At 35.6% G+C, this 17,583-nt stretch carries 15 protein-coding genes and 3 tRNA genes; 4 read left to right on the forward strand and 14 right to left on the reverse strand.

Annotated features, from left to right (window positions below):
• Positions 1–184: 184 nt before the first annotated feature.
• From Q5N69_RS11060 to mutY, 5 genes are all read right to left on the reverse strand, one after another.
• Positions 185–260 (reverse strand) — tRNA-Thr (locus Q5N69_RS11060).
• Between the two features lie 253 nt (positions 261–513).
• Positions 514–589, reverse strand: a tRNA-Thr gene (locus Q5N69_RS11065).
• A gap of 93 nt (positions 590–682) precedes the next feature.
• Positions 683–758 (reverse strand) — tRNA-Phe (locus Q5N69_RS11070).
• 190 nt (positions 759–948) lie between these two features.
• Positions 949–1,221: an oxidative damage protection protein gene (locus Q5N69_RS11075; RefSeq protein ID WP_304368978.1), complete on the reverse strand. Its 273-nt coding sequence runs from the start codon at positions 1,219–1,221 to the stop codon at positions 949–951.
• A 29-nt stretch (positions 1,222–1,250) separates the two neighbouring features.
• The gene (gene mutY / locus Q5N69_RS11080) at positions 1,251–2,342 is read right to left on the reverse strand and encodes an A/G-specific adenine glycosylase (protein ID WP_304369077.1); all 1,092 of its coding nucleotides are present in this window, start codon (positions 2,340–2,342) and stop codon (positions 1,251–1,253) included.
• Between the two features lie 196 nt (positions 2,343–2,538).
• On the opposite strand from mutY, the gene Q5N69_RS11085 reads away from it, so the two are divergent.
• Together Q5N69_RS11085 and trmB are read left to right on the forward strand one after the other, a co-directional pair.
• The gene (locus Q5N69_RS11085; protein WP_304368980.1) at positions 2,539–2,877 is read left to right on the forward strand and encodes a 50S ribosome-binding protein YggL; all 339 of its coding nucleotides are present in this window, start codon (positions 2,539–2,541) and stop codon (positions 2,875–2,877) included.
• Positions 2,878–2,988: 111 nt separating this feature from the next.
• Positions 2,989–3,717: a tRNA (guanosine(46)-N7)-methyltransferase TrmB gene (gene trmB / locus Q5N69_RS11090; protein ID WP_304368981.1), complete on the forward strand. Its 729-nt coding sequence runs from the start codon at positions 2,989–2,991 to the stop codon at positions 3,715–3,717.
• 53 nt (positions 3,718–3,770) lie between these two features.
• Here trmB and Q5N69_RS11095 read toward each other — a convergent pair whose 3' ends face one another.
• From Q5N69_RS11095 to Q5N69_RS11135, 9 genes are all read right to left on the reverse strand, one after another.
• Positions 3,771–4,109, reverse strand: a complete 339-nt coding sequence (locus Q5N69_RS11095) for a hypothetical protein (protein ID WP_304368982.1) — start codon at positions 4,107–4,109, stop codon at positions 3,771–3,773.
• 91 nt (positions 4,110–4,200) lie between these two features.
• The gene (ung, locus tag Q5N69_RS11100; RefSeq protein WP_304368983.1) at positions 4,201–4,899 is read right to left on the reverse strand and encodes a uracil-DNA glycosylase; all 699 of its coding nucleotides are present in this window, start codon (positions 4,897–4,899) and stop codon (positions 4,201–4,203) included.
• Between the two features lie 151 nt (positions 4,900–5,050).
• On the reverse strand, positions 5,051–6,343 hold the full coding sequence (gene thrC, locus Q5N69_RS11105; RefSeq protein ID WP_304368984.1) for a threonine synthase: 1,293 nt from the start codon (positions 6,341–6,343) through the stop codon (positions 5,051–5,053).
• Between the two features lie 100 nt (positions 6,344–6,443).
• Positions 6,444–7,406, reverse strand: a complete 963-nt coding sequence (gene thrB / locus Q5N69_RS11110) for a homoserine kinase (protein WP_304368985.1) — start codon at positions 7,404–7,406, stop codon at positions 6,444–6,446.
• On the reverse strand, positions 7,406–9,862 hold the full coding sequence (thrA, locus tag Q5N69_RS11115) for a bifunctional aspartate kinase/homoserine dehydrogenase I (protein WP_304368986.1): 2,457 nt from the start codon (positions 9,860–9,862) through the stop codon (positions 7,406–7,408). Before thrA ends, thrB begins: the two co-directional genes overlap by 1 nt.
• A 1,221-nt stretch (positions 9,863–11,083) precedes the next feature.
• Positions 11,084–11,797 (reverse strand): M48 family metallopeptidase, encoded by a 714-nt coding sequence (locus Q5N69_RS11120; RefSeq protein ID WP_304368987.1) that lies wholly within the window; start codon positions 11,795–11,797, stop codon positions 11,084–11,086.
• 40 nt (positions 11,798–11,837) lie between these two features.
• Positions 11,838–12,275: a YebG family protein gene (locus tag Q5N69_RS11125; RefSeq protein ID WP_304368988.1), complete on the reverse strand. Its 438-nt coding sequence runs from the start codon at positions 12,273–12,275 to the stop codon at positions 11,838–11,840.
• 133 nt (positions 12,276–12,408) lie between these two features.
• Positions 12,409–13,797, reverse strand: a complete 1,389-nt coding sequence (gene dbpA / locus Q5N69_RS11130) for an ATP-dependent RNA helicase DbpA (RefSeq protein ID WP_304368989.1) — start codon at positions 13,795–13,797, stop codon at positions 12,409–12,411.
• 131 nt (positions 13,798–13,928) lie between these two features.
• Complete coding sequence (locus Q5N69_RS11135) at positions 13,929–14,654, reverse strand: alpha/beta fold hydrolase (protein ID WP_304368990.1); 726 nt, start codon at positions 14,652–14,654, stop codon at positions 13,929–13,931.
• Positions 14,655–14,815: 161 nt separating this feature from the next.
• Between Q5N69_RS11135 and Q5N69_RS11140 the strand changes: the two genes are divergently transcribed.
• Together Q5N69_RS11140 and Q5N69_RS11145 are read left to right on the forward strand one after the other, a co-directional pair.
• Complete coding sequence (locus Q5N69_RS11140) at positions 14,816–16,474, forward strand: response regulator (RefSeq protein WP_304368991.1); 1,659 nt, start codon at positions 14,816–14,818, stop codon at positions 16,472–16,474.
• A 145-nt stretch (positions 16,475–16,619) separates the two neighbouring features.
• Positions 16,620–17,288 carry a GntR family transcriptional regulator gene (locus Q5N69_RS11145; protein ID WP_304368993.1) on the forward strand — a complete coding sequence of 223 codons (669 nt, stop codon included), beginning with the start codon at positions 16,620–16,622 and terminating at the stop codon, positions 17,286–17,288.
• Positions 17,289–17,583: the final 295 nt, after the last annotated feature.

Below are 17,583 nucleotides of genomic sequence, written 5' to 3' on the forward strand. Positions count from 1 at the left end.
TTATTTTTCGGGTTAGCATATTAATCTGAGAAATAAAAAAGCCCTAACAAATGTTAGGGCTTCGTTATGAATGGTGCTGACTGCCTCTGGTTTAAACCGAACTGGCGACCTGCTTATTTTTCGGGTTAGCATATTAATTTGAGAAATAAAAAAGCCCTAACAAATGTTAGGGCTTCGTTATGAATGGTGCCGACTGCCGGAGTCGAACTGGCGACCTACTGATTACAAGTCAGTTGCTCTACCAACTGAGCTAAGTCGGCACACAAAGCTGTGTGCGATAAATTAATAGCTAACTAATCTATCTTGGCACCGAATCAACAAGGTTGATTCAATTGTATTCTTTACTTCATCAGTTGTAGGCTGATGGATATTAACCTGAGAAATAAAAAAGCCTTAACAAATATTAGGGTTTTCTTATAAATGCTGTCGTCTGCCTGTGGTTTAAACCGAACTGGCGACTATATAATCTAAGAAATAAAAAAGCCCTAACAGATGTTAGGGCTTCGTTATGAATGGTGCCGACTGCCGGAGTCGAACTGGCGACCTACTGATTACAAGTCAGTTGCTCTACCAACTGAGCTAAGTCGGCACACAAAGCTGTGTGCGATAAATTAATAGTTAACTAATCTATCTTGGCACCGAATAAACATTTATTAAGTTAATAAACACTTACTCTGTAAAATGGTGCCCCGACCCGGATTTGAACCAGGGACACGAGGATTTTCAATCCTCTGCTCTACCAACTGAGCTATCGGGGCTTTTTCTAAATCTTTCGTCTTTTTGGCTTTGCCTTGAAGACGGGCGCTATTAGACTGTTTTTCTTTTTATCAGTCAACACTTTTTTTATAAAAAAGTGTTGTTTGATTGTTTTTTCTACTTGTTGCTGTCTTTAACATCTATCTTTAGGTGAAATTTGCACAGCAGTTAGTTGATTCTATATTTTAACGCTTACTTTTGAACAGGAACATAACCTTCGATTTCAGGTTCTTTTCCTTCAAAAAGAAACTCAATCATAGCCTTTTCTAAAAATGCACGGTCATTTGCTTCCATCATGTTCATTTTTTTCTCGTTAATTAGCATGATTTGTTTTTTTTGCCAAAGAGTCCAAGCTTCTTTACTAATATTATCGAAAATTCTTTTACCTACCTCACCTGGGTAAAGTTGATAACCTAATCCTTCGGCTTCTTTATTTAAGTGCTGACATAAAACGGTGCGGCTCATAATAATGTTCTCTTTGTTAATAAATTTTATTAAAACTGTTCAAGTGTTAGTTGGGTTATTAGCTTTTTAGTGGAAGCGGCTAATCCTACTGACGATTGTTTGGTTAGATCATACCATTGTTGCTGATCTATTTCGTTTATTTCATGTTCTGTTATGGCGTTTATTCTTTCACAATCAACTATTACTGCTGTTATGTCTAAATGGAAATGGCTAAAAGTATGTCTAAATTCAGGTAATGTTTGTTGAGCATTACTTTTTAAATTGAGTTTTTCGAGTAGTGGTGTGATGTTATCTAACGTTTCAACTTCTACAAAACACCATAATCCACCCCATATACCTGTAGGAGGCCGCTTTTCCATAAGTACTTCATTGTTAACACGAGGTATAACCATGATTGTACTTTTTTCTGGTGTAACTTTTTTAGGCTTTTTCTGTGGGTAGTTAGCTTGCTCGTTTAATGAATAAGCTAAACAACCTGATTGAAGAGGGCATTCATCACATTTAGGCTTGCTACGTGTACAAATAAGCGAGCCTAAGTCCATCATTGCTTGATTGAACTGAGCAACAGATTCTTTAGGTGTTAGTGTTTCAGCAATAGGCCATAAGGCTTTTTCGTATTTAGCTTGGCCGTTATGTCCTTCTACTGTGTAGCATCGGGCTAAAACCCGTTTTACATTGCCATCGAGTATTGCATGATGCTGATTTAAAGCTAAGCTTAATATTGCACCTGCAGTTGATCGACCTATACCAGGAAGTGCTATTACTTCTTCTATTGTTAGAGGAAATTCACCTTTGTATTGTTGAGCCATTATTTTTGAGGCTTTGTGCAGGTTTCTAGCGCGAGCGTAATAACCTAAGCCCGTCCAGTGATGTAGTACTTTATCTTCATCAGCATTGGCTAAATCGTTAATAGTTGGGAAGCTTTCCATAAAGCGTTGATAGTAAGGAATTACTGTAGCAACTTGTGTTTGTTGCAGCATAACTTCTGAAATCCATACGCGATAAGGGGTTTTGTTTTGCTGCCAAGGTAAGTGCTTTCTACCTTGTTTGTGATACCACTCAACAACTTGTGAGCCAAATTTTTTAGCCGAAGTCGGAGATATTTTTATAGTATTTGTCATAGGGGCGTTAGTGTAGCTAATAATATGAGGTGGCTCAATTTGTATATAGCCTTTAATACGCGTTCTTGATGCGAATAGATCTAAATAATGTTGCAATAATTTGGGTAACCATTATCCTCTCGCCCTTGTACTGCAAATATCTTATTTAATGTACATATAATCTCTGAGTAAAACATGACACTTTTAAGGATCATCAATGAAAATTAATGCAAAAAATAGAAACCGTCGTTTACGTAAAAAATTACGTGTTGAAGAGTATCAAGAGTTAGGTTTTGACATTGGCTTTACATTAGATGAAAAAAGTACTGATGAGCAAGTTGATACTTTTATGAATAAATTTTTCGCTGAAGCAATTGAACCACAAGGTTTAGGTTTTGGTGGTGAAGGCGATACTTTATGGCATGGCTTAGTGTGTACGCAAAAACTAGGTAAATGTACTGAAGAGCACCGCACAAGTGTTGAAAAATGGTTAACTGATAATGGCGCTAAAGCTGTTTCAGTAAGCGCATTATACGATGTTTGGTGGGCTGCATAGTCTATTTCGACTAATCGACTTATTTGCTAACGACTATATTGTTAGCAAATAAGCCATTATAATGTGCGCAATACACATTATCATTTAACTTTTACTAAATTAAGAAACGTTATGACTGAAGAAAGAAACCATAAAACTATTGAGCAAGCTGAACAAGAAGGTAAGTACATAAGAAAAGTACGCAGCTTTGTTAAGCGAGAAGGTCGATTAACGAATGGCCAAGCGAAAGCCCTTGAAGAATTTTGGGGAATTATGGGATTAAGTCATAGCGATGGTTTAATAAATGCCGAAGCGTTATTTGGTAATACTAACCCTGTTGTTTTAGAAATAGGTTTTGGTATGGGTAAGTCATTAGTTGAAATGGCTAAGAACGCACCTGAATTAAACTTTATTGGTGTAGAAGTGCATAGACCAGGTGTTGGTGCTTGTATCTCATTAGCGCAAGAAGAGGGCGTTAATAACCTTAAAGTTTATGAACATGATGCGATTGAAGTTTTAGCTGATTGTATTCCAGATGGCTCGTTAACTACGGTACAGTTATTCTTCCCTGATCCTTGGCATAAAAAGAAGCATCATAAACGTAGAATTGTGCAGCCAGAGTTTGTTGAAACTATTCGTCAGAAGTTAAAAACTGATGGTGTGTTTCATATGGCAACAGATTGGGAAAACTATGCTGAATGTATGCTTGAAGATATGAATTCAGCACCAGGTTATAAAAACTTGTCAGAAACAAGTGACTATGTACCGCGTCCTGATTCACGTCCGCTAACTAAGTTTGAAAATCGTGGTCAACGTTTAGGTCATGGCGTTTGGGATATTCAATTCCAACGTATCAGTTAATCTAGATAGGTTAGGTAAGTTATTTGAAGAGCATGAGTATTGGCTTTTATAAGTTACAAATACTCTTGCTCTACATGAAAAAGGTGCTGGCTATTTCTTAAATTACCAGTGCTCTTCAACCATTCTTCATCAATGATTTCGTGAATTAATGCCGCTTTCAAAATGCGGCTTTTGTATTGTGTCCAGTAATACAGTGCCGCTTGTTCGTGTATGGCATTATTAGGAAATAGCTCAGATCTATTTTCATTTAAATCTTCAATTATTTTTGCTATCACCTTAGGTTTCAATTCTGTTTCAATAAGCGCTTTAAAACGCGTGTATTGCTTTGCCTTAAACAGTTGCCAAATTAGCCAAGCTAATATTAATACGGCAATTACAACAATAAATTCCACTAGGTATCTCTTATTTACAATGAGGAGAAGCTGATCTGATTAACATCATACTAAATTAACTCCAGTGTGGGGTAAATTATCGAGGTATACATTAAGTGATTTTCCAATCAATAGCTGTATGGTTATTCTCAGTTAGCCAGCTATTGGCTTTTGAAAAATGCTGACAACCAAAAAATCCACGATATACCGAAAGAGGAGAAGGATGAGGGCCTGCTAATACTAAGTGTTTGCCACCTTTATTAATGTCATCAATATTTTTTCCTTTCTTCTGTGCATGGCTCCCCCACAAAATAAATACACATCCTTTGTTGTGTACGTTAATTTCTTGAATAATAGCATCAGTGAACTTTTCCCAACCTAATTTTGCATGAGAATGAGCGTTAGCTTTTTTTACGGTAAGTACTGTATTTAACAATAATACGCCTTGTTCAGCCCATGAACTTAGATTGCCATGAGAGGGAGTTATGAAGCCGTCTATATCCGTTGTTAGCTCCTTATACATATTAACCAGTGATGGTGGCACTTTAAAACCGTGCGCTACTGAGAAGGCTAATCCGTGAGCCTGAGGTGTATTTTGTTCGTTACAACCGTGATAAGGATCTTGTCCGAGGATCACAACCTTCACATCAGCCAAGTCGGCATAGCTAAAAGCGTTAAATACATCTTTTTGATGTGGGTAAATTATTTCACCACTTTCACGTTGACTGGCTATGTTTTGAGTCAACTCTTTGAAGTAAGGTTTGCTTTGTTCTTGTTCAATAATAGCTTGCCACTGTGGAAGTGTTTTCATGAAATGTTTACCTTTAAAATTTTTTACTTAAGCCGTTTTGTATTAGATATACGGATATAAAAAAGGCAACCAATTGGCTGCCTTAATTTTATATTTATAGTTTAGCTTTTATTTGTACTAGAAGACTAGGCTAATAACGTAAATTTGCTAATTAAGCTTTAGCTAATAAGTATTTACGTAATTCGCTGAAGTCTGCTGGCATATCAACTGAAAGAATCGTTTCAGTTGCACAATCAGCTAACTCTTTAGGTAAACCGATAGGTTGACCTAATGTGCTTTCTACAACATCTTTAAATTTAGCTGGATGAGCTGTACCTAAAAATACGCCAAATTCGTTATCTTGAGCGCCATATTGTAATGCTTTATAAGCAACAGCTGCATGAGGTTCGCTGATGTAACCTAATTTAGCTAATTGGATCATAGTAATTTGTGTTTGCTGTTCATCAATTGATACTGAGCTAACACTATCTTCTGGAACTATGCCGCTTTTTAACATGTGCTCTACACGAGGCCAGTTGTTAGGGTTACTAACATCCATAGCATTAGATATAGTTGCAACCGTATCGTGAGGTGTCCATTCGCCAGTTTCTAAATAACGTGGAACTGTATCATTTTCGTTAGTCGCAGCGATAAAGCGCTTGATAGGTAAACCTAAAGCTTTAGCAAATAAGCCGGCTGTAAGGTTACCAAAGTTACCACTTGGAATAGAGAAGATGATGTTGTCTAATTTCTTAGTGCCTTTTTGGCGAGTTAATTGAGCAACTGCTTCAAAGTAATAACAAATTTGAGCTAATAAACGGCTAATGTTAATTGAGTTAGCTGAATTTAAGCCAATAGTTGTTTTAAGCTCTTCATCATCAAATGATTTTTTAACTAATGCCTGACAGTCATCAAAGTCGCCTTCAACAGCGATTGTTTCAATGTTGCCACCCAGTGTTGTAAACATTTTTTCTTGAAGTAAGCTGATTTTGCCTTTTGGGTACATGATAACAACACGAATGTTGTCGATGCCGTGAAAAGCATGAGCAACAGCTGCACCAGTATCACCTGATGTAGCGGTTAAAATAGTGATTTTTTTGTCTTTACTAAATGCTTGTAAACATTTAGCCATAAAGCGTGCACCAAAGTCTTTAAAAGCGAGTGTTGGACCATGGAATAATTCTAGAATTGCACGATCTTCGCTAATTGGTTGAATTTGAGCAGGGAAATTAAATGCTGATGTTACGATGTCGGTTAGTTGCTCTTTTGTTAAGTCTTCACTTACAAAAGGGTATAAAACCTGAACGCTACGCTCTACTAATGGCATAGCAAGTAATTCTTCAATATTATCTAGTTTAGGGATTTCTTGTGGGAAAAATAATCCCTGATTTCTACCTAAACCTTGTTTTACTGCTCCAGCAAAACTGATAGTTTCATCGTTCTCTTTAAGGTTATAAAATTTCACTATTTATATTTCCTACTAATTTTTTTGTTGCTAACCAGCCGCGAGGGTCGATTAGTATATATTAAGTCGTTACATTATTCATTCTGTAATCAAGAGCAACTTATAAAACACATGCGCCTACATCATCAACTTTACAAACATGTACAAAGCCTAAATCTGTTTGTAGATAGTTAACTTTAAGCCATTCAGCCATTTCTTGCGCTAGCTCTTTAGATTCAAATACACTGAAAAGTGTAGGACCTGAACCTGAAATACCTGCAGCTAATGCACCTTGCGCTATAAGATGTTTTTTAGCATCGCTAAACTTAGGTAATAAATGTTCTCTGTAAGGTTCGGCTATAACGTCTTTTACTACAGCAAACGCTTCTAATTTGTCGTTACGGTGGCAAGCATCAACAAATGTTGCTAGGTTTTGAGCAAATTCAATCGCGTCTTTTCTACTGTAGCTAGTAGGTAAAACTTCTCGAGCTGCTTTTGTTGATACTTCAATACCCGGGTATGCCATAACGTAATAACAGTTATCGAAACCTGGTAGCGCTTTACAGATAACTTGTTCGTTAGGCACCATAAGTTGTAAGTTACCTAAGTAACATGGCGCAACATTGTCGTAATGTAAGCTACCACTGATTTGAGCTTCCATTTGCCCCATCATGAAAAGCATTGTTTTTTTACAAAAATAAGCTTCTGATAAATTATGGGCTTTCTGGTAATAAGCATTTAAACTTTCTAATGCAGCTACCACAGAACAAGCACTTGAACCGAGCCCACTACCTACAGGCATTTTCTTATCAAGTACCATTTTTACAGGTTCAATTTTATGACCTGCTTTTACCATTGCTTTATTAAAAAGTAAAAGACTGTGCCATACGATATTGTCGGTTGGTGCACCAGGTAATTTATTAGCAAATTCCCCAATAACTACTAAGCTATCTTCAGTTGCTGCTTCCACAGAAACAACATCACCTAGTAATGTGCCATCAATAGGTTTAACGGCTAAACCTAATATGTCAAAACCAACACTTAAATTACCTATAGATGCTGGCGCGAAAACAGAAACAGACATTAGTGCTGTTGCTCCCATGCTAAAGTTCTTAATAAATCACCAAATACACCAGCAGCAGTAACTGCAGCACCGGCACCGTAACCACGTAAAACAAATGGTAATGGTTGGTAGTAACGACTGTGAATAGCTAATGCGTTTTCACCATCTTTAATACTGTAAAGTGGGTGGTCTGTACCAACAGCTTCGATAGATACTTGGCATTTTCCATCGATGATATTACCGATGTAACGTAAAACTTTGCCTTCAGCTTTAGCTGCTTCAACACGTTGGTTAAACTCAGCATCAATTGATTTTAAGTTAGCCATAAAGGTATCTACATCACCACTTGCATCAAATGTGCTTGGTAATACTGATTCGATGTTGATGTCTGAAAGTTCTAATTTCATACCAGCTTCACGAGCCATGATAAGTAGTTTACGTGCTACATCCATACCACTTAGGTCGTCTCTTGGATCGGGTTCTGTGAAACCGTTATCTTTAGCTATACCTGTTGCTTCTGAAAGCGGCATACCTTCTTCTAATTTACCAAACATGTATGATAAAGAACCCGATAAAATACCTTCAAAACGTAATAGTTCATCACCTGCTTTTAATAAGCTTTGGAAAGTGTCGATTACTGGTAAGCCTGCACCAACGGTAGTTTCGTATAAGAATCTACGGTTAGATTGTTGCGCTGCTGTACGAAGTGCTTGGTAATATTCCCAAGAGTCTGTATTGGCTTTTTTGTTTGGTGTAACTACGTGGAAACCTTCTTTTAGGAAGTCTACGTAGCTCATTGCAATATCTTCGTTAGAAGTAGAATCTACTAATACAGGGTTGATTAGATGATTTTCACGAACGAATTTCTTTACGTTTTCAGCTGTTACAGGAACAGCGTTTTTACCTAAAGTATCTTTCCAGTTTTCTAAATCAATACCTTCAGAGTCAAATACCATACCTTTGCTGTTCGCTAAACCGTAAACCTTAACAACAATGTTTTGTTTAGTTAGCTTGGCTTGTTGACGTGCTATTTGATCAATAAGCTCGCTACCTACAACACCACAACCCACCATAAATACGTCGATTGTTGGTTTGTGAGAGAAGAAGTTTTGATGGCTCACTTTCATTGCATCAGTACATTTATCTTCTTCTATTACAACAGAGATACTTCTTTCAGATGAATCTTGTGCAATGGCAACAACATTAACTTGCGCTTGTGCCAATGAACTAAAGAATTTAGCTGCCACACCACGTTGCTGGTGCATGCCGTCGCCAACTAACGAAACAATTGATAATTTACTTGTTAACGATAATGGCTCTAATAAACCGTTTAGTAGTTCTAATTCAAACTCATCTTGTAAGCTAGCTCTTGCACGTTCAGCATCATGAGAATAAATACAGAAGCTGATGCAGTATTCACTTGAAGATTGGCTGATAAGAATTAATGAGATGTTTTCACGGCTCATAGTGGCAAATACACGACTTGCCATACCTACCATGCCTTTCATGCCAGGACCTGAAACGTTAACCATAGTTAAGTTGTCTAGGTTTGAAATAGCTTTAACTTTTTTCTGTTGATCATTTTCGTTGGCTATTAATGTACCCGGTGCTTTAGGGTTACCTGTATTTTTGATCAAACAAGGAATATGGTACTGCGCGATTGGACCGATTGTTTTAGGATGTAAAACACTAGCGCCAAAGTATGAAAGCTCCATAGCTTCTTGATACGATAAGTAATCAAGTAATGATGCCTCTTTAATTACACGAGGATCTGCATTATAAACACCGTCTACATCTGTCCAAATTTCACAACATTCTGCTTGCGCACAAACCGCTAAAACTGCGGCTGAATAATCTGAGCCATTTCGACCAAGTGTTGTTACTTGCTTGTCACTATTTACACCGATGAAGCCAGGCATAATAGCGATCTTTTCTAAATTCGAATAAACGCTTTGGAAGGTCGTTTTACATTTGACCAAATCAGCAACAGCATTAAGTGAAACATCATTTGTGAATAAAAACTCTTCAGGGGCTAGTACTGAAACTTTTTCATTTTGAGCAACAAGTACTGATTGAAGTAGAGTAACACTTAATCTTTCACCCATACTAATAATTATAGCTCTGATATGTTCAGGACAGAATGAAAGCATGTTCGCACCTTTAAGGTACTGACCTAGGCTATGTTCCCATTTTGCTAAAGTTTGCTCTGAATGTTCACGATTAAAGCTAGGTAATTGCGTGCTTAAATCGTTAATAATAGTATCAATAGCAGTTCTAAATGAGTGTAAGTCAGAGGCTAGTTTGGCTTCATCATTAATGTTTTCAGCCATAGCAACTAAGTGATTCGTTACACCTTGAGGTGCAGAAACAACTACAGCTACTCGTGTGGTTGAGCTCTGATCTTTGATGATTGTTGCAACTTGCAGAAACTTACTTGCATTTGCTAATGACGAACCACCAAATTTTAATACACGCATTTTAAATCCTCTTAAATACAAAAAAGCCCGTGAAGTTTAGGTCACGGGCTTTGATAAAATCTTTCGTTTATACATTAGCCAGCGACTACCGTCCAAATAATGGTAGTAGTGTTAGTAATAATAATGATAGCTGTGCTGATTAATGTATTCATGGTGCGTAAAATGCCTGATTTCGAGGATTCTGTCAACAGTTGATTTGAATAAAGGCTATTGTATAAATGAATAAAAAAGATGATTTTTGAATAAAAGCTTATCTTTATGAATAAGAAGATGAGAAAAGACAAAAAAGTATCCATTAACCTAATGTACTTTCAAGTATTGACGATGATGTTAGGGGCTAATAAAAGAAGTAATGGGAATGTCGAACAGACTTAAAGACATAGCCTGTTCGATAAAAGCTATTTATGCAATGTTGAACAATTTATTATTCAACCTGATATTAAACCATTAAATAGCAAATAGTGAGAATTGATAAAACCGTTGATGCGATATAAATCCCAGCCATTGTGAAATTTGCTTTATAAAGTTTCATGAGACCACCTACCTTAAAGTTTAACTGAACAACTTGTTTAACTGTTATTATTACTAAGCGATTTCTGTGCCACCATTTTATTGACAAATTTATGACAAGATTCACTTATAATTGATATTTTTTAGAGTGTTTTTTGAACAATAAGTTCCGTGGAAATACGATATTAACCTTAGGTGGGGATAAGCAAAGTTACTCACAAGCTATTTTAAGCCTAACATCGTTGCTTGCATGGATATAGGTACTTAATCTGAGCTCGGCTTAATATATTCTTCTCTAACAGCTACTTTTACTTGCTTCATCGTTAAATTTACTTGCAATAGGCTAGCTATTGACGCGAAATTTGCCTTGAAGAAAGAAAAACTATCAAGCTAGAGTATAAGTTAAATTTTATTAGTAATTATTTCAATGAATTAAAAACATCTTAAACCTAGTTCAGGTTACTTAGTTTTATCAGGAATAAAAAAACTGTGTATTTGTTACCAATAGCCAGCTATTGAGTACACAAATTGTCTTGTTAGCCATAAAACTATCAATATTGAGCCATGACATTCATTATCCCGAATTGAGGCTATATTAATAAACAGATAGTTAAAGGGATAAAAAAGAATGGCTTTGGTATGAATTTACTTGATCTTTGAACAATGAATTTTGTCAGTTTTTTAATTATTTGCGCTGGGAAATAACACTAATCACCAATGCATTTTAGCTTGATGCTGTTTCAACCATTGATTGGCATCTTTATAATTTGGCATATGTTTTTCGACTAATGCCCAAAACTTTGCGGAATGGTTTAAGTGTTTGATATGGCAAAGTTCATGAACAATCACATAATCGAATACCCAAGAAGGCGCCATTACTAATAAATAATTAAAGCTAAGTTCATGTTTGTTATTACAACTGCCCCAACGGGCCTTGTAACGTTTTACTTGATATGAAGCTGGCGTTATTTTTAATTGTTTTGAAAGCTCGTTTAATCTATGCGACAAATAACTTTCTGCTTGTGTTTTCATCCATGCGCCTAGCTGTTTTTTTATTTGAGTTGCTAAGTAATCAGATTCATCAGATCTTTTTTGCACATATAAAGGAAGTATAAGATTGATTTCATTATCTGTAAGGTTTAAGACTTCTTCAGGCTTACTTCTTTGATATTCAATTTGTAGTTTTTTTTCTATACCGTAAATAAGTACAGTGCTATTAGGAAGGTAAGTAGGAAGCGGAGCGGCAATGATCTGCCTTTGATTTGCTAGTTTATTTAATATCCATTGCGATTTATCATTTATAAGTAGCTGAATGTATTCATGAGAAACACCTTGAGGTGCTCTCACAATGACTTCATTTTTTTTTATTTGTAGTGCGATGGTCTTACGTTTAGCACTACGAATAATCTTATAATCAATTTCCACTCTATACCATTAAACAATAATCTGTAGCAGTTGCTGTATTTTAAGCTGGAGTATTAGCAATGTCGCTTGCTGTTTTGCTTTTAGTTTTTCTTACTGCTTTTTTAGGTGCAGGTTTTTCTTTAACAACTTCTGCAGCTTCAACAGTTTCAGTAGTAATAGTCTCTTCAACTGCTACTTCTGCTATCGGAGTTTCTACTTTAGGCTCTGCTTGAGCTTTAGGTTTAACTGCCGCTTTTGGTGCCGGTTTAGCTTTCTTTGCTTGTAAGGCTACAAGTACGTCTTCACGATTTTGCGCTAGGTAGATACTTAAATCTTCTTTAACTTCATCGCTTAGATCAAAAGGGGTAGAGTCTAACATAGCAGTTAAATTATCTGCCATATCAAGCATTTTATCATATTCATCTGCTGCTTTTTTGTCCATGAATGTTTGAACCTCCACACCGTGTCGAATGACAACAAACCGACTTTCAACTGCCATTTTTATTCCTTACTTAACATTATTGAGTAACGCTTAAAATTTATATTAACAATATTATTGATATCTGTATATAACAACAGTGGTTATTGTATACAGATTTATTATTAAATTAGCTTTGCATTGAATTAATTATCTAATCAAGTATTTGGCGAGTTCTCACGTTTCGACCTTTCAACTTATCTTGCGAAAGTTTCTTTAAAGCTTTTTTAACAACACTTCTTTCAACAGCAACATAAGCCCAAGTGGCACCTAGTTGAATTTTACCAACTTGCGAACCTTCAATACCGTTATCACCTGTTAGTGCACCTAAAATATCACCCGGTCGAATTTTCTGCTTTTTACCTGCATCAAGTTGTATTGTTGTCATTTTAGGTTTTACTGGTGTATCACTTAAAACACTAGCGTCAGGTAGTAATTCATTTTCAATGGTTTTATTTAAGTAGTCTTCTAATAAGCCAAATTTATAAGACTCTTTATCTGTGTAAAGTGTGCAAGCAATACCTTTGCTGCCAGCTCGGCCTGTTCTACCTATACGGTGAACATGTACTTCGCTGTCGTGTGCAATTTGGTAGTTAAATACAGCATCAAGATTATCTATATCTAACCCTCTTGCTGCAACATCTGTTGCCACCATAATTGATGCGCTGTTATTTGCGAATCTAACTAAGGTTTGATCTCTGTCGCGCTGCTCTAAATCACCGTGTAAAGATACTGCACTAAAACCGAAGTTGTTAAGTGCATCAGCAACCACTTGTACTTCTCTTTTAGTATTACAAAATACAATAGAGGTTTCTGGTTTGTGTGATAACAGTAATAATCGAATGGCATCGATACGTTCAACATCGTTTTCAACTTTGAAAAAGTGCTGAGCGATTGTTTGTTGTGAGTGTTCACTTTTAGCTTCAACCATTTCTGGGTTATTCATTATCTTGTTTGAGATAGCTTGAATTTGTTTTGGAAAGGTTGCACTAAATAATAATGTTTGGCGTTCGTCAGGAATTCTACTAATTATGGCATCAAGTGATGCTTGAAAACCCATTTCTAGCATTCTATCTGCTTCATCTAATATTAAAGTATCTACGTCATTAAGGCTTAAAGTACCTCGACCTAAATGATCTTCAATTCTGCCGGGGGTTCCAACAATAATGTGCGCGCCATGTTCTAAAGAGCCAACTTGAGGACCAAATGGAACACCACCACATAAGGTGAGGATTTTAATATTGTGTATGGTTCTGGCAAGCTTTCTTAATTCTTTAGCTACTTGGTCGGCAAGCTCTCGAGTAGGGCAAAGCACAACAGTTTGGATTCTAAAGCGTTTAACATTAAGTTTGTTAAGTAAACCTAAACCAAAGGCTGCTGTTTTACCTGAACCGGTTTTACCTTGGCCGATAAGATCTTTCCCTAAAAGTATATGAGGTAAGCTTTGTGCTTGGATCTCGGTCATTTCTTCATAACCAAGAGATGTTAGGTTATGAAGAAGGTCAGGATTTAAATTTAAAGATGAAAAAGCTTTAGCAGTCAATGGTTGGATCTCGTCGTAAATATATAACGGCTATTTTACATGGTTTAACTTAGTTTTGTCAGTGTTTTGTCTGCCTTTAAGGCTGATTGATAATGACAGTCATTTTGTCTTCGCTAAGCTATTGAGCTTTATTAATTTTCTGTAAACCACTTTGCAATAATATGAGCTAATGCTTTAGGTTGCTCCAATGGCAACATGTGTCCCGTATTTGGCACTATTTCTAAGGTTTTGTTGATAGATTTGGTTTGATTTAATTGATTTTGAATACGATCTATTTTTACTAAGCAGTCGGTATCGCCGATGCAAAACTTTAATGGGCATTTCAATTCAACTAATTGAGGTAGCAAGTTAGCTCTGAGGGTTGTTACATTAAGTTGATGTAACAGTACGTCAACTCCCATGGTTTTATCCATAGCACGTATTGTTTCTTTAATTTCTTCATTAGTATGCGCACTAAGGTCAAGTAAATGATTAATGCGCTTGTCTGGAACGCCAGTATATCCATTTTTTTTAATGAACTGGATTGTTCTCGCTCTTTCTTTACTTTCTCTTTCTGGTAAGGCGCTAGACATATTAGAAACCAGTAGGAGGTTTGACACTTTATGTGGGAATTTAATAGCGATTTCTGAAGCAAAATAACCACCCAAAGAAAATCCAACAAGTGAACTGTTTTCATCAAGCTGTTCTGCTAAGTGCTCTGCGATCTCGTTGATAGTGTCTAAAGAAGGGATGCCTAAATTAATAAATTCAATATTATTAGTTAACAAAGGAGCGAGTGATTTCCAAGTATTAGTCCATAAACGTTCATCACACATAGTGCCGGGAATAAAATAAATTTTCTGTTTTGCTGCTGACATAAAATAAATGAGTAAATTTTAGCTATAGTGTATTAAAGATAATATATTATTTTTAACTAGGGATCCTTTATCTTTGCGTTGCTTTTGGGTGAGCTAATTGATAAATATAAACCAGACATTCATTTCAATGTATAGAGCATATTTTCTATGGTAGTGATTAGATGCAAATAACAAACAAGAATGATTTAGATAACTTTTCCAAGCTAAATGTTTTAGTTATTGATGATAATCGCCTCATACATGACTTTTTAAAGCATATACTTTTTAACTTAGGCTTTAAGGCGGTTAGGTGTGCTGAGAATGCTTATCATGGCTTACGGCTCTGTGAAGAAACGAATTTTCAGGTTATTATTTGTTCTTTCAATGTTAAAAGTGATAAAGATGGTTTTCATTTATTAGAAGAGTTGAAATTTAAAGGCTATGTAAACAAAACTACCATTCTTATTTTTCTTAGTTCAGAAACCAAAGAGTCACTTGTTAATTCCATTGTAGAACTTCAACCCGATGATTTTTGGGTTAAACCTTTATTACCTAAAACAGTGATCGAGCGCATCAAATATACCTTAGATATTAAAAAGCACTTATTTACTTTATACAAAGCTATAGCGGAAGGTGAGCATTCAAAAGTCATTTATTATGCGGAGCGATTCTTATTAGATAAAACTTTAATAAAATACCATGCGAATATTCAACGTATGAAGGGCGAGGCACTTATTAATTTACTTGAATATAAAACTGCCGAATTATTTTTTAGAGAGCTTCAATCTCAATACCGATACGCTTGGGTATCATTAGGTTATGTAAAAGCACTATTAAAACAAGGCAAGATGGATGAGATTAAAGACTTACTAACAACTTTAGTTAATAAACCCGATACTCGTTTTGCGATGCATGATTTATTAGCGCAATATTATATGGAGCAAGGGAATTATGAACTTGCTTATGAAGAAATAATAAAAGCCACTAAATTGGCCCCTCGTAACATTGAAAGAAACAAAAAATCTTGGGATCTTGCTCGCCTTAATCATGATCATTTTGGTCAATACATCGCCACCAAGAATATTGCCATTAACGCCAAAAACTCTATTCACGATTCACCTGTATTACTTCTGAATGTTATTCGCTCAGGTATAGATCTCGCTTGCACTATTACTGACGAATCTTCAAATAAAGTGTTAGCTGAAACGGATAAATTTATTCATCAGTTAGAACATGAATATAAAGATGCGTCATTATTTAAAGAGCAAATTATTATTGTTAAAGCTCGATTGTATAATGTAAGAAATCAGAAGAATAAGGCTGAAAGGTTAATTGAAGCACACATTTCGTTGAGGCCTTCAGAATCTGTTGAAGATAATCTAGATAAAGTAAAAGTTTTTCATGAACTTGGTATGAGGGAAGAGGCGTTTTCTTTATTAAAAGCGGTTAAAAATCAAGTAGTGGGAGACTCTTTAACAAGCGAGGTTTTAAGTAAGTATGTTGAGCAAGAGATTGATGAACGGGCTGAAATTAACTTTACTCCTAAACAGCTTAATAGTATGGCTGTAGAGTTTTTTCAGAAGAATAAGTTATTACCAGCACTTAAGTCAGTACTACAAGCATTACAACTTGCACCAAGAAATATTAAATTGTTATTTAGCTTATTAAAAATATTAATTGTAATGAAACAAAGAGATGAGATAAATGCAGAACAAATAATATTAGCGTGCGATGCGATTGAAAAATTAGAGAAAGCTAATCTCGATGACCAAAAATTACAGGTATTTACAGGGTTGAAGCTTCGTTGGGAGCCTGAAAAACTAATAAATGAACACATTTAAGTTCAATAAGCTTACTGAATATCATCATAGTGTCTTCCTTGTATGTTAAAAAAAGGTTAAAATAAAGTTAACCTTAAGCGTTTTTGTGTAATTGTTATACAATAATGCTACATTTTTTCTTATCGTTCTCAGGGAATGCCAGAACATGTCTATTATTTATAAAACAAGAACTCAACTTGTTGTAGAAACCATTCGAGAAAAAATACTCAGCGGTTCAATAAAGGCAGGGCAACCTCTTCGCCAAGCCGCATTGGCAAGTGAGCTTAATGTGAGTCGAATTCCTATTCGTGAAGCATTATTACAACTTGAAGCTGAAGGTTTAGTCGCTTTTGAAGCACATAAAGGTGCAACAGCTACAGAGCTGAATGTAAGCCAAGTTGATGAACTATTTGAATTAAGAGCGATGTTAGAATCAGATCTGCTTGCTTCATCTATTCCAAATCTTTCTTACGAAACGCTAGAAGAAGCAACAGCGATTTTAAAGCAACTAGATCGTGCTTTAGGTACAGAAAATGCTGCTAATAAATGGAGTGAGTTAAACTCTAAATACCATAACTGCTTGTATTCAGGTTCAGATAAACCACAAACTTTAGATTTGGTTAATACCCTAAACAAAAATGCGGATCGTTATATACGTATGCACCTATTATGGGCGGGCGGTATATCTAAAGCAGAATCTGAACATAATGAAATACTCGCACACTGTAAAAATAAAGATATAGATAAAGCGACAGCCGTTTTAAGAAAACATATTTTAGGTTCGAGAGATGAAATAAAATCATTTTTACTTGAACGTGAATTAGCTAACGCCTAAATTTTAAACGCTAATTATTTATCATATAAAAAAAGTCAGATGAATTTACTATGTTCATCTGACTTTTATTTTTATAGTGTGTTTAATAAGTAAGCATTTATTGACATCTTTCTATATGCTCTATACTATTCTCGCCGCTTGAATCCTTTGTATTTAAAGTCTCTTAGAACACTTTTCATTTAAATCTTAATGCCTCTCGCCTGATATGTTAGTTTAGCAATAACAAGGAGAGTCGTTAATTTTGAAAAAGTAATAACAGAAACGTTTTACTTCATATACACAGGACTTATTTTCT

The organism is Pseudocolwellia sp. AS88, from assembly GCF_030551755.1.
In the GTDB taxonomy this organism is placed as follows: domain Bacteria; phylum Pseudomonadota; class Gammaproteobacteria; order Enterobacterales; family Alteromonadaceae; genus Pseudocolwellia.

Bases quoted from the DNA above. Each gene is read 5' to 3' on its own strand.
- thrB (WP_304368985.1), bottom strand. From the start codon at position 7,406: ATGTCTGTTTCTGTTTTCGCGCCAGCATCTATAGGTAATTTAAGTGTT.
- Q5N69_RS11125 (WP_304368988.1), bottom strand. From the start codon at position 12,275: ATGGCAGTTGAAAGTCGGTTTGTTGTCATTCGACACGGTGTGGAGGTT.
- Q5N69_RS11140 (WP_304368991.1), top strand. From the start codon at position 14,816: ATGCAAATAACAAACAAGAATGATTTAGATAACTTTTCCAAGCTAAAT.
- thrA (WP_304368986.1), bottom strand. From the start codon at position 9,862: ATGCGTGTATTAAAATTTGGTGGTTCGTCATTAGCAAATGCAAGTAAG.
- Q5N69_RS11075 (WP_304368978.1), bottom strand. From the start codon at position 1,221: ATGAGCCGCACCGTTTTATGTCAGCACTTAAATAAAGAAGCCGAAGGA.
- mutY (WP_304369077.1), bottom strand. From the start codon at position 2,342: ATGACAAATACTATAAAAATATCTCCGACTTCGGCTAAAAAATTTGGC.
- Q5N69_RS11145 (WP_304368993.1), top strand. From the start codon at position 16,620: ATGTCTATTATTTATAAAACAAGAACTCAACTTGTTGTAGAAACCATT.
- ung (WP_304368983.1), bottom strand. From the start codon at position 4,899: ATGAAAACACTTCCACAGTGGCAAGCTATTATTGAACAAGAACAAAGC.
- Q5N69_RS11135 (WP_304368990.1), bottom strand. From the start codon at position 14,654: ATGTCAGCAGCAAAACAGAAAATTTATTTTATTCCCGGCACTATGTGT.
- trmB (WP_304368981.1), top strand. From the start codon at position 2,989: ATGACTGAAGAAAGAAACCATAAAACTATTGAGCAAGCTGAACAAGAA.
- Q5N69_RS11085 (WP_304368980.1), top strand. From the start codon at position 2,539: ATGAAAATTAATGCAAAAAATAGAAACCGTCGTTTACGTAAAAAATTA.